The 13,661-nt window shown below is 38.2% G+C and carries 7 protein-coding genes; 2 read left to right on the top strand and 5 right to left on the bottom strand.

The features are described 5' to 3' along the window. Nucleotides 1–3 precede the first annotated feature (3 nt). On the bottom strand, nt 4–849 hold the full coding sequence (locus L1077_RS22345; RefSeq protein WP_237139076.1) for an alpha/beta hydrolase: 846 nt from the start codon (nt 847–849) through the stop codon (nt 4–6). Nucleotides 850–1,761: 912 nt separating this feature from the next. On the opposite strand from L1077_RS22345, the gene L1077_RS22340 reads away from it, so the two are divergent. Next, nucleotides 1,762–2,136 carry a hypothetical protein gene (locus L1077_RS22340; RefSeq protein ID WP_237139075.1) on the top strand — a complete coding sequence of 125 codons (375 nt, stop codon included), beginning with the start codon at nt 1,762–1,764 and terminating at the stop codon, nt 2,134–2,136. Between the two features lie 101 nt (nt 2,137–2,237). On the opposite strand, the gene L1077_RS22335 is transcribed toward L1077_RS22340, so the two are convergent. From L1077_RS22335 to L1077_RS22320, 4 genes are all read right to left on the bottom strand, one after another. After that, nucleotides 2,238–3,311, bottom strand: coding sequence for a S41 family peptidase (locus L1077_RS22335; RefSeq protein WP_237139074.1), 1,074 nt, complete (start codon nt 3,309–3,311; stop codon nt 2,238–2,240). Between the two features lie 190 nt (nt 3,312–3,501). Then, the gene (locus L1077_RS22330; protein ID WP_237139073.1) at nt 3,502–6,576 is read right to left on the bottom strand and encodes an efflux RND transporter permease subunit; all 3,075 of its coding nucleotides are present in this window, start codon (nt 6,574–6,576) and stop codon (nt 3,502–3,504) included. After that, on the bottom strand, nt 6,573–7,628 hold the full coding sequence (locus L1077_RS22325; protein WP_237139072.1) for an efflux RND transporter periplasmic adaptor subunit: 1,056 nt from the start codon (nt 7,626–7,628) through the stop codon (nt 6,573–6,575). The genes L1077_RS22330 and L1077_RS22325 overlap by 4 nt, the downstream gene beginning before the upstream one ends. Nucleotides 7,629–8,511: 883 nt before the next feature. After that, on the bottom strand, nt 8,512–10,551 hold the full coding sequence (locus L1077_RS22320) for an alpha/beta hydrolase family protein (protein WP_237139071.1): 2,040 nt from the start codon (nt 10,549–10,551) through the stop codon (nt 8,512–8,514). 590 nt (nt 10,552–11,141) lie between these two features. Between L1077_RS22320 and L1077_RS22315 the strand changes: the two genes are divergently transcribed. Next, entirely contained in the window at nt 11,142–12,719 is a 1,578-nt protein-coding gene (locus L1077_RS22315; protein ID WP_237139070.1) for a S8 family serine peptidase, read from the top strand. Nucleotides 12,720–13,661 lie beyond the last annotated feature (942 nt).

The following is a 13,661-nucleotide window of genomic DNA, read 5'->3' as shown; positions in this document are numbered from 1 at the left end:
TCTCTAAAGACTCACAACAAAATCAGCATAGGCACGGCGCACTTTTTCATTTTCAAACATTTGATAGTGGTCAGCTTCTTCAGAAATTACAATTCGCTTATTCTGACTTTTACTCGACTTATACAGTGCATGTGAGAGTGAAACAGGAGTTTGCTTATCTTCCCCACCACCTATAACCAATAATGGACCTGTATACACCTTCCCTAACACTTGCTTGTTATCTACAGAATAAAAGACGTCATCGACTTGTACATCAACTATCATTTTTTTGTACCAAGGAATTGCTTCATCTATCCACTCTTGAACATTAGTGGCTGATCCTTCCATTACCAAACCATCAATTGGCTTTTCGCTGGCTACTTGAGCTGCCAAGAAACTACCTAGAGAAAAGCCATGTACTAGCACCTTATCAGCATTAAGTTGGTTTTTAACATATTCAAAGCTCATTTTCGCATCTTCAACCAAGTTCGAGATTGTGGCTTTGCCATTGCTTGCGCCTAAGCCCCTGCGGTCAAACACAACAATATCAAATTTATAGTTAGCTAAGTGCAACAATGCTTTTTTAGTTTCCGGGCTTTCAACTGTCATTCCGTTACCCGGTATAAATAATATTGTGTTATCTGTATCCAAAGAATCTAAATGCAGGCCATGTAATTGAACTGCGCCTTCACCTGTGGATATTTTAAGTTCTTTGACAACATGCTGCTTCGTCGCCCGATCAAGACTTTTAATAAATTGAGATTCATATGGTTTTACCGACTCTGATTGGCTAATAAAGTTAGACTCATCTATCGCTACAGAGCAACCATTAAGCACGAAACAAGCTAACACAATCACGTACTTCTTCATTGTGATTTCCTTATTGTTAAATAAATTGTACCTTCCAATGTATCAGAGAACATTTGTTAAATGTGAAATAAACATATTTTGTAACCACAAAGTTCAACTAAAGGGCAATGCGATTATGGTGGTTGACACTTAAAAACTCAGCGCTCGATCATAGAAATGGAACCATATAAAAACCAATAACAACTCATTACTCCATACCTGATACGCACGCAATAAAATCAACTAGTTACAATCCATTCATCACAATTAGAAACCAAATTAAAATAACACTTTGACGATTATATGATTCAAAAAACACGTATTAATAAAATATAAAAAACTAAATAACAACTTAATCTGGTCGTTAATTTCAAATACTCATTAATGTGACCTCGCATATCAAATCTTTTCTAACCGTTTGATCAGAGGATTTTTAGCCTAATTAAATAAAAAATTGTAATAGCTAACCTTTAACTTTGTTCTGTGAGTGTATTAGTGAAAATGAATAGACCCCAAACACATCAAGCTTGCCCTTTAAAGATCAAAACCGAAATTTAACAAAGACAAATAAATAATTTGAACTGCTTGGGCATAGAATAAGTACATCCTTCATCAAAAAATAGAAAAACTGAAGAGTAACTGTTCAAAACTCGTTCGAAAAACATCAAGAGAAAAAGGTAATTAACATAAAAATCACTTAGTTGTTAAATAAAAAATATCCAATAAAAACATAGACATTAAAAACACCACAAAAACAACATGAAATTCTTTATTTTATATTTCAATTATTTATAGAAATAACCCACAAGCCACCTATTCACACCTATAGTTTGATTTTTAAAAAACACTGTTGACGAAACCTTAAATATTTTATTATCTTGTTAATGCGAAATCGCGTTCAATAATAAAACATCAATAAACAGGAATTTAAAAATGAAAACTACTTTAAAAGCTCTCACACTTGTAGCAGGTACCCTTTTTGCTGGTTCTGCATTCTCAGCAGACCTTGTGTGTGATGTATACCCAAAAGGGAATGGTAATGCTTGGGGCAATGGCACCAAGAGCTGCTTCGGCTTTGATTTTTCATTCGGCAGCTCAACTTCAGGTCGTTTTTATCTTAAAAACGTAACAAAGCCTATCCAAGAAGTTCGTTGGAGCGGTGCAGCACGATGTGGCAAATCTAGCACAAGCTGCGGCGTAACAGTAAGAGCTTACTCTTCTACAACAGCTTCTGCATTGATCCTATACAAAGACGGTACTTGGGAGCAAACAAACACAGCTAGAGCATCATACGAAACTGGTCACTAATAGTTACCAGCTATAATTTAAAAACGCCTAAATAAATCTTAGGCGTTTTATAAATTACACACAGATTTTTATTTAAAGGCTCATGATATAAATCGCTCAATTTATCTAGATTTATTGTTACTACTATTTTCATGATTAAAAACATCAAGCTGTGTGGCTAACTGCCGAATTTTTTCCACTCTTTCTTTCATTAAGTAAGGGTTAGAACTTTTATCAGCTAGATCCTGCAATGCCAGCAAATGGGCTTTTGACTTTGCAATTTCAACCTCAGCTTTGATTTCTGGTATTACGCCTTTCCCTTCCCAGTTTTCCCCAGTTATAGGGCTGACACTCGTTCCGATTGCTACAAATGCAATAAAATCATGTGATAATTTAAATTGATTGATGGGGTTTGCACCACCCTTTGATGGCTCACCAATCAAAGTCGCTCGTCCTAGGTGCTTCATCGCGTATGCAAATGCCTCTCCAGCAGAGAACGTATCTGGACCAATTAATATATACAAAGGCATATCACGAAATTGGCTAGCGCCCATAGGTTGGCCGCTTCTAAAAGGATAACGACTGCCATTTCGAAATAGGTAAGTATGCAATAAAGTGGGCTTTTTTAAGAAATAACTAGCAAGGTGAGAAACCATAAAACCATCGCCACCACCATTTTGACTAAAATCTAGAATAAGTGCGTCGGTCCTCTGCAATAAAGTCATCGACGCGGCAATCGCCTCATTGGCTTGTTGAGAGACAGTATCAAAACCCCACATCTCCAAATAACCAATATTTCCTGCAAGTACTTCTACTTGGCGTACTCCAGAGTTCTTGCGTTTTAATTCGGTAAACCAAGGCTCTCGCGCACCATTACTGTGTTTGCCATTATTATCAACACGGGTAACTAATGCTAAATGTTTATCGTATTGGCTCACTAAGTCTGTAATTTGTTTGGACAAGCCATGTCGAGATTGCACACCTTGAAAAGTTAGCCCACGTAGCTGAGCTGCTATTTTTTTTGCTATATCGGTAAAAACATAATTTTGCTCAATAGATTGAGCAAACTCTTCGACTATTTTCTTTGCCTGTGTTGGTTGTAATTGCTGAGCAGGGCTAATTACCTCAGCCCTAGCCTGTAGTGTGTTTACACCCAAAACACACAAACTCAAACACAATAAAAATCTCGCAATCATAAAATCTAACTATCCCTTTAACCGCATGAACCTAATTGCACAAAGCAAAGGCTCACATTAATGTCTGTCGCATAGCTTGCGACCTTCCATTTATATCGTACCTAAAAACTTACACCTACAATGAGTCGTAATGGCTTCAACTGCTTACCTGCTCAATAAAAGAGAAGTCGCAAAAGAAGCCACATTGTCGTTAACTTTCTAACACAGGCTCATTTTCAGGGTTATCTTTCAACTGAGGCTGCATATTAAATATCGGCAGTGACAGTAAAGCCGACATAAAGCCCAAACTAAACAAAGCACTGAACGTCATACCTCCAACAATAACAGCAGCTAAACCACGATATATTTCTGAACCATCCCCAGGGCTGAGCATTAACGGTAACATGCCAAAAATACTTGTGCCTGTGCTCATATAAATGGCGCGCATACGATAACCCGTCGACTGTATAATCGCTTGCTGCTGTGTTTGGCCAGCCGCCATCGCCGAACGATATTGGCTTGCAAGCAAAATGGCATTATTTATCACTAACCCCATTAAAATGATAAAGCCGATCATCGTAACAATGTCTAAATTTTGCGGAGCAAAGTAATCAACTAGCTTCAAGCAGAGCATGCCACCTAGTAGTGCCAACGGCATCGATAACATAACAGCAATAGCTAACGACCAAGAGCTAAGTGCAACCCGTATCAATAAAAATAAGATTAATAAAGATACAAGAAACATCTGGAAGAACTCAGTTAAAAACCCACTTAATTGATCTGCGCTACCACGGTAATTGATATATAGCCCCTGCTCTTGTCTCTTCGCTAAAAAAGCATCAACTTCAGCTTTTACTTGCGAAATAAACGGACCCACAGGCTGACCACTGGCAGGTACTAAATTAATTGACATACTGACTTCTCGATCAGTGCGATATATAGCACTTGGTGCCAAGTTTAACTGTGTGTCGACCAAAGAGCGTATTGGATGCAGTCCATGATTGGGTATCATCACTTCTGTTTGCAATAATTGCTCAAGGTGCTCAGGCGTTTTCCCTTTTAAGTAGAAAGGCAAAGTATCACTATCTGCATAAAACTGACCAAGATAGGCGCCATCGGTTAATGTCACCAAGATCTGATTTAATTCAGATTGAGACATCCCCATAAAAGCAAGCGTGTCGACTTTAGGCGTAAACTCAATTCTTGCCACTGTATCCCTCATTGGAATGACTTCGGTGATCCGAGCGTCAGGAAAAGTTTCGACTAAATGGTTAAGTAATGCTTGCCCAGCTTTTTGTAGCTCTGGCATCCTTAAGCCTTTTAAATCCAATTGGCTGGTACGCGCATCAGGCAGTGCTAATCTAAGTAAGGTCCCCTGGTAAACGTAAGTTCTGGCATCAGGTAAATCCTTGACTATTTCAGATTCCACCCACTTTTTGAATGCAGGAAAGTCCCAATCCCCTTCGGGATAAAAATACAACAGGCAATTAGCAGGTCGGCAAAAAGCACCATGAATGTCAAAAGTAGGATTGTTACCAAGCTCTTTTTGCGCTGCAATGCGCTGCTCCATAACATCCCCTATCTGTAATTTTGCAGCATTAACTGAAAGCGGTTCATCAAAAGCCGTGTACACCAACACAATGTTTTCTTTCGGGTTCGGCAGTAAATCTAACTCAGGTTTCATCCACCAGCTAATTAACAAAGCTCCGGGAATTGCTATTATCAACCATACTGCGCCTTGAAGCTTAGAACGAGAAGGCGCGGTAACAAACGTAGTCCACTTTTTTGATAGCTGCTTACCTGATGAAACTTGCTTATTAGGCAAAAGCTGCCGTGATAACGCTGGTAATAAGAACAGCGCGACCAAAATCGAAGCAACTAACGCACTGGAAATCGTAAATGCGAGATCACCAAATAACTGGCTAACTTCAGAATGCATTAAAACAATAGGTACAAAAATAACAATACTGGAAAGAGTAGAAGAAATGAGCGCTGCTCGTACTTGTAATACTCCCTGTCGGCAGCTTTGCAAAAGCGATAGCCCAGTACTTCTCAAGCGCTGGATGTTTTCAACAATGATGATGGATGCATCAAGTAAGAGTCCAACAGACAACGCCATCCCCGCCAAAGAAATTAAATTCAAGCTCCGCCCACCAAGTTGCATCCCTAGCAGAACTAAAGACAAACACACAGGAATACTGACAAAAATCAAAAACACAACGCGCAGATTACGTATAAAATAATACAAGAACCCGCAAGCAAGCAGTACACCTAACAACAAGTTGCCATAAACCAGTAATAGTGCTTGTTTGATAGGTATTGAATTGTCTCGGCTCATGACAACTTTTAAATCAAGCGACGACAAAGGCCCCTCATTTAACTCTGCTAAAGTCGCTTTAATGAGATCTATTGTTTCTAATACATTAATATCCTTATCTGGCTGTAGGAAAAAATATATTGATTGATTGCCTTTAAATGATGAGTATGACCAATCATATACAAATCGTTTGTGTACAGTGGCAACCTCTCCTAAGCGCACAACACGAATGCCAGTAACTGCAACTGGTAAACTCCGTAATTCATTCAATGCCATTTGACCTTTAAAGTGCAAATCATACTCTTTTGAGCCCAACATTAAGCTGTCACCAGAACGGTCAATCAAGCCTTGAAGCTTACGAGTGACTTGATCAATGGTCAGTGAAAATTGCGTCAATTTTTGCGGGTCAAACTCAATATCTACTCTTTGCGCCAGTCGATTATTATCCATGTTAATGTTGGTAATACCTGGAATATCTGTCATTGCAGGTTCAACATAAGCACGATAAGCATGCATAAAATCTTCTTGTGACTTCTCTGTCTCAGAGTACAAAAACAAAGAAGCCAAAGTTGAGCCCGCACCATTGCTAAAGTCAATCACTCGGGGTTTAGCAACTTGAGAAGGCCAATCTGGTACTTGATTTATGCGTGCCAGAACCTCCATATATACTTTTTCCATGTCAGCTTGATAATGAAAGTTTAAAGTTGTCCAGGCTTGACCGTTTGAAATATTGGTTTGCATGTTTTTTAACTGACCTAAGCCAGCCAATTGACGTTCAAGCGGTGAAATTAAGCTTTGCTCAATTTCTGCCGCCGTTTTACCGGGCCATGATGTGACCACAGCAATCTGTGCTCTATCAATTTTAGGTAAAAGCGCATTAGGCAGTTTTAAACCAGCAAAAACGCCTAATAGAACAAGTAAAAAAGAGAAAGCGATAATAATAGAGCCATACTTTTCAACTAATCTCATAATTTACCCTGATCATTAATGGTGACTATTGTATCTTCTTTGAGTGCAACTTTCCCTTTAACCACTAGTTTGTCACCAACTTGTATACCTCCCTGAATTACTGAGTAATTTTTTTCAGAATCAATTATTTCTACAACCACTTTACTGACTTGGTTGCCTGAACTTACACGCCAAACGTAATATTCACTGTTGTTTATGGTCAACGCATCATACGGCACCTTAGTCAAATTGCTGGCAGCCATCGATGCATAAACCACGTAACGTTGGCCGATTAAAAACTTTTCTGGGGGAGTATTTTTAAACTTTAAATGTAAATTGATTGTCTGGTCTTCACTACTAACCAAACCAGCATGGCGGTCTAAAACGAGCTCTGTACCATCTGACACAGCCAACTCAACATCTTTGAAGTGATTGAACTCCTGATACAAATCTAATGCAACTCGACATGTCATTTCATGATGTTCAGCAGGCAAAAACTCTAAGATACTTTCACCTTCTCCAACCCACTGTCCCGGCTGGCCTGATAAAGACAGAACAACGCCATCAGCAGGCGCCCAATGTGTTAGATTATTTAGCTGGTGTTCAACTACACGAAATTGCTCAGCATATATTTTATTTTGTTCTAGTGCGGTTTGATAATCCCTTTTATGTTGCTGTAATTCAGAGCTAGAAACAACCCCGCCTTCATCAAGCTTACTTAGCCGTTCATACTCATTGAATGAGTAGATGTAATTTGCATGCGCAGCTTTTGCGTTTGCATCTAATTGCGCAAGTTGACGTTTCAGATAAAAGTCATTTTGTTTTGCTAATAATTCACCTTTTTTAACCTGACTCCCCGCAGGCAATAACCAAGTTAACTCAGCGGATACATGACTTGAAATTTGCTGACGAAATGGTACATCAGCATGACAGTACAATGGTTGTTGTATACCTTTTTGCCATGGCTGAGCTTCGCCAACTCTAACAGCTGGTGTTGAATTTGCGTTAATTGATAAGAATGAAGAGCCAATGACAATATTAGCTAAAATAAAATGTCTTATAGAATTAGGCACTAAAATAAACTCCCTTATTATTTTTATACATTCAAAGCCGGTCTCATTTTGCATTTGCAAAAATTGCCCTGCCAACCTTGATACTACTTCCTATTTATTTTGAGTGAGTGAACAAATTAGCAAATTTCAGTGCTAAATTTAAAGCATTGTTTTATTAAACATTTTTAATTTATTAGATTTATTCGATAAAAATCAGTCCGTTCCCGGACTCATTTTTATCAAATTCGGATCTTTGATGAAGATAGAGCAGAAATCGGGCCATAATGTTCAACAGCCCTGTATAATTTAAAATTTAAGTCCATACTTTAATCTTAAATAAGAATGAACAGACGCTAACAATCATATAAAACTTTATTTTTATTTGTTTATTTTACGAGTTATACCAAACTGCATTTTATTACTTTTTAACAGTGAATAAACCGCTATAAATATACGCTAACTGCATATGGTTCGATATTCTAGTGAGAATAGCAAAGTTAAAAATTAAACATCTGCTTTGTAGTCCACTGTCATAATGCACTGATAAATATGGAGATAGCTGTAACTCCCTTTCGTTCTCATATCATAGCTCAGCTGAGTTCATTGACACACGCTTTTGGTAATAGACCAAACATAGCTTCCTATAAATTGAAATTTTATTTTTAAGGAGTTGCCTAATCAAATGAAGATATATGCCGATTTATAAAGGCTCAAGCGATATTGAAATGGTGAGATGCAATGTTGCTTATTCTTGTAGTAGGGGTAGAGATCACCAATTTCATAAATTGGGTTTAAAAATAAAAATAAGGAATAAATTCTGCTTATTACACCTGTATAAATACACAAATAAGCCAGAAAGTTACAATTTTAGGGCGTAGCTGTTTGCTACACCCATTACATTGGTTTATTTGCCACCTGGTTCAGCAAATTTTGTCATCCACTTCTCAACTTCGTTGTACCAATAAATTGAATTATTGGGCTTCATGATCCAATGATTTTCATCTGGGAAGTAGATCATACGTGACTCTACCCCTTTGGTCTGCAAAGTACGGAATAACTCAAAGCCCTGACCTACAGGCACACGGTAGTCCAACTGACCATGAACTATCAATGTCGGTGTATCAAAGTTTTCAGCATAAAAATGAGGGGAAATTGTTTTATAAATTTCCGGCTGTTCCCAATAGCTGCCAAAGCGAGGCGAGTGCACAGCAAAGTCAGCTGACATTTGAGAATACATATTATATACAGCAGCATGAATTAGAAATGCTTTAAACGAATGCTTATCGCCAAGTAAAGTCGAGCTTAAAAACCCGCCATAACTTGCGCCTGCCGCGACCATACGTTCAGCATCGATCCATGATTTTTGCTCAAACCATTCTGTTGCCAATTGAACATCTTTAAGCGGCTTGGTACGCCAATCGGGGTTAATAGCATCAGCAAAATCTTGTCCAAAGCCACTTGAACCATGGAAGTTAGGCCAAGCAGTTACATAACCCCAAGAAGCAAAAGTTTGTGCGTTCCAACGATAGTGAAATCCATCAGTAATAGCATTATGCGGACCACCATGGATCAGCATCATCAATGGATATTTTTTGGATTTATCAAACCCTGGCGGATAATGAACCCACATCTGTATGTCCTGCCCATCAGCGCCTTTGTATGTGACAGACTCATAAGTACCTAACTCAACTTCAGACATGACAGTTTCATTCAAGCTATCTATGCGACTTATTTTACCATTACGCGTATTGACTACGACTAAACGTTTTGGATATAAAAAGCTCTCGTTGGTTGTTACTAGCTTACGTGAGCCAAGTAATGTAGGCGCACCAAAATTAGTATTTTTTGTAATGGCACGTGTTTTACCGCTTTTCCCATTTATATGGTAAATACGCCTTGTTCCAGCATCATCAATCGAACTGTAAAAATCACGGCCATTATCAGCCCATGTAATATTTGTAACTGAACGATCTTTATCTAGTTTAATTACTTTTGTTTTTTTAGCTCTTACGTCGTATAGCTTTATGACTGCAGTGTCAGCGTAAAAACCGAGAATGCTGCGGCTTAAATACGCTAAGGTTTTACCGTTTTGATTAAACTTTGGCGAAAAATCTGGCGCATTATTATCTGGCGTAATGTTGACAGCTTTCTTAGAACCGATTTTACCAACAAAAATATCTGTCTTAGTGTCAACTTGGTTTTCCCAGCCATTAGAATTAAACGCAATGTATGTCTCCGTTGAATCAATGTCATAGCTCAGTCCTGATTGACTTGAACGGACCAACTGTTTTCCCATTGGCTCTGTAATAGGCTCAACCTGACCGCCATTTGCAGAAATACGAAAAACATGTGCTTGTCTATCTTCATTGATGAAATGGTCAAAAGAAGAATATGGCAAAGCGTTCCATTGACGAGCAGATACTTTGGTATCTTTCTGTTCTTTTAGAAGGCCTTCCATTTCAGTCCAAGTTTTTTGCGGCCAAACCGAACTAATAAAGTAAAGATGCTTACCTACCCACTTAATACCTTTCACACCAGTTGGGACATTCGTCAATCTTTTTGCTTCACCTGGTTCAGTTAAAGGCAAAATATAGATTTGGCCAGCCTTATCCCCCGCACGCTTACTAATAAACGCAAGTTGACTGGAATCAGGAGAAAATACAGGACCACTCGCCCTTAACTTAGCAGATGTTAACGCTCTCGCAGGTTTCCCTTTGGCATCGAACAGCCATAGTTGCGTGTCGCCTTTATCTTTTGCAACATCAAACTTAGTCACTGGGGCAACGATAAAATTTCCATCTGAAGAAACAACTGGAGAACCTAATCGCTCGAGCTGCCATAAACGCTCTATGTTTAGAGCTGTGTCGGATTGTGAAGATATTGCATGTACATTAAACGTCCATCCAACCAACAACACAACCAATAAAAATATTCGATTTCTCATCGGCTTGTAATACCTTTATCTATTAATATAAAGATGCAAAATACCACTAAGCATCAAATGATTCATACAATTTGGGATAAACCCCCTTATAAGAATGTTTACTTAACATGAATAGGTTGAGTCTGAACTCTTTGCCAACTCTCTTAAATAAACGAGCCTTTGTTAAAAGGCTATTGAATACTAGCCGCAACTTTCCAAACTTTACATTGAATAGACAAAGATCAAACGACAGATACAGCGTTTCTAGGTCGAAATATTTGCTGTCCGCGACGCACTTTGTACCCATTATTCAAGCCACAAACTCATTATTAATATTTTTCAAGTTGTTTTATATATTTATATATAACAACAATTTCTGCTCAATAAATAACCCAAAAAGTAATGGTTTGTAATTTAAATTCTCAAATAATATTGCCATTAGACCGTTCCAAGTATTATGTTATTTAAAAGAACACAACGTGTTGCTGAGATGTTTACAGCTTATGACGGACACACCCTAATGCTTATGGATAGTAACATTCTAATGCATATGGCTGAATAAGTGATGTTTTGTCACAGGCAACATAAAACCTAAACAACAAGGAACAAACATGAGTATCAAGCGATTTAAACTTTCTGCACTTACAACCCTAATGGCAGCCGCAGTGAGCTTACCCACTTTAGCGAGTGAGCCAGTCTTCGAAGGCCATAGCTCAGACCATAAGCTAAATGCAAAAACGGTTGAGAGTAACCGATACATTGTAAAATTTAAGAAAGAAAAACTAGGTGAAAAAAGAGCATTCAACGATTTTATTGCACTAAATTACTTGTTCACAGCGGGTGCTGAACCATTATTTGCACTGAATGATGAGCAAGCCATGATCGCTGAACTAGATGATTTTAGCCTTAGAACATTGCGTAAGATGTCATCTGTTGAATCAATTGAAATTGACCCTAAGCGTTACTTGTCAAAACCAGCCTCTCAGGACTCTATTGCACCCTATGCGCAAAGTACACCTTATGGCATAAACATGGTACAGGGAAACCAACTGTCACAAACTAACACCTCAGCGAGAAAAGTGTGTGTCATTGACACAGGTTACAATTTAGGCCACCCAGATTTACCTTATGGTAATGTGACTGGCGTTGCTAACAACAATGCGGTTGGTAGATGGAACAATGATGGAAACGGACACGGTACACACGTAGCTGGCACAATTGCTGCTGAGAATAACAATCAAGGTGTTGTCGGTGTTTATCCAGGTGTAGATCTGCATATTGTAAAGATTTTCGATGACAATGGTCAGTGGACTTACGCATCAAACCTCATTAACGCGATACAACAATGTAAAGATGCAGGCTCAGATGTCGTAAATATGAGTCTGGGTGGCGGAAACTACTCAAATACAGAAAACACCGCAATGCAGAACTTTGTTAACGGCGGCATGATGTTGGTTGCAGCAGCGGGTAATGATGGTAACGGCACAAAGTCATATCCAGCTTCTTATGACTCAGTGATTTCCGTTGCTTCGGTTACATCAAATGAATCACGCTCTTCGTTCTCTCAATACAATGATCAAATTGAAATATCTGGCCCAGGTTCAAATGTTAACTCCACCTACCCAACCAACACATACAGGAGTTTAAGCGGTACTTCTATGGCATCACCTCACGTTGCCGGTGTTGCAGCGTTAGTTTGGAGCCACCATACGCAGTGTACAAACCAAGAAATACGCGCAGCAATAAATGCAACGGCTAAAGACAAAGGTGCAGCAGGATATGATATCTACTATGGTCATGGAATTGCACAAGCGAAAAGCGCATCTGACTACTTATCAGCAAACGGTTGTCAAGGCGGTGGTGATCCAGGCAATCCTGGTGGTGTTAAGCCGGTCAATGGTTCTTTACCAAATTTACAAGGGACGCAAAACGGATGGACACATTACACTTGGAGTATTCCTCAAGGGGTAAAAGAAATGAGCTTGAACATTACAGGCGGCACTGGTGATGCTGATCTGTATGTACGTTACAACGCGCAACCTGATTCAAACAACTATACCTGCCGCCCATGGAAAGACGGAAACGAAGAGCAATGTACATTTACCAACCCGAACTCTGGTACATGGCACATTAGCTTATTTGGCTATACTAACTACAGTGGCGTAACACTCAATTATGCTTACAAATAAATAACTGGAATATACCTAAAATCTACGTTCAAGGTTAATTAAACAACTCCGATTAGCCTTGAACTCACACCTTCCATAAAGTGACAAAAACACAACAATATAAAAATAACAAAAACAAAAATTAACTTTTATAAAATCCAGAACCTCAACAAATAGACACTAAATTATTCCTTTATTAAATTTGTATAGATAAGCTAGTAATTTTGAGTCCATAACCAAGCTTATCATGTTCAATCTTAGAACACTTATAAATACAATTATCATAATATACAAACATATAAGAAAATATTATTAACATCTATCAGGTTGAACACACTTCAAACAAATTACTGTGCATTTAGACAGTAACCCACAAAAATATCAAATTAACAACTAAAAAATATAAGTAAAACATGTGTATTTTTTATTCTTTTTTGCAATAAGTTCTTTGATAACTTAATCAACCTTGAGGTATAATGCGCGCCCATAATTGCACAAAACCAAAGGGTGTAAGGTTTTCTCTTGTGTTTAAGTAAACGAAAACTGCCGTTTTACGAGTTGACTTAAATGAAGGGAGGCGGACTTTAAAGTACATTGAATTGAATACACAGGATGAATGTCCGGTAAATCAAAATTTATTGATTCAATAACAATGGCAAGACCTTTATAGATGACTAGAAAGAGTAGAACGTGTTAACTCGAAACATTTTGTTATTACAAACTAAAACAGCGACTGTTTTCAAAGTGCCTCGCGCATTTTGGATGACTGCTCAGTTTCGTATTCTTATTTGTAATCTTCGTGGTCAAACACTCTTTGGTAATAATTATAAATAATAAGCAGTAATTCCTATCTATTAATTCTCATACCAACTTCATTACTGAGTAAGCCTCCTTTTGGAAGCTCACTTGATTATGGTTTGAAAAAATAGCGCGGATGAAACAGTTTTTGACTAATTACTGAAC

The organism is Pseudoalteromonas luteoviolacea (assembly GCF_021654285.1).
Classification (GTDB): Bacteria; Pseudomonadota; Gammaproteobacteria; order Enterobacterales; family Alteromonadaceae; genus Pseudoalteromonas; species Pseudoalteromonas luteoviolacea_J.
Note: the sequence above shows the minus strand (reverse complement) of the source record. Positions and strands in the feature narration are given on the sequence as shown.

Excerpts from the sequence above, each read along its gene's own strand:
- L1077_RS22345 (WP_237139076.1), bottom strand. The coding sequence starts at position 849 with ATGAAGAAGTACGTGATTGTGTTAGCTTGTTTCGTGCTTAATGGTTGC.
- L1077_RS22315 (WP_237139070.1), top strand. The coding sequence starts at position 11,142 with ATGAGTATCAAGCGATTTAAACTTTCTGCACTTACAACCCTAATGGCA.
- L1077_RS22330 (WP_237139073.1), bottom strand. The coding sequence starts at position 6,576 with ATGAGATTAGTTGAAAAGTATGGCTCTATTATTATCGCTTTCTCTTTT.
- L1077_RS22320 (WP_237139071.1), bottom strand. The coding sequence starts at position 10,551 with ATGAGAAATCGAATATTTTTATTGGTTGTGTTGTTGGTTGGATGGACG.
- L1077_RS22335 (WP_237139074.1), bottom strand. The coding sequence starts at position 3,311 with ATGATTGCGAGATTTTTATTGTGTTTGAGTTTGTGTGTTTTGGGTGTA.
- L1077_RS22340 (WP_237139075.1), top strand. The coding sequence starts at position 1,762 with ATGAAAACTACTTTAAAAGCTCTCACACTTGTAGCAGGTACCCTTTTT.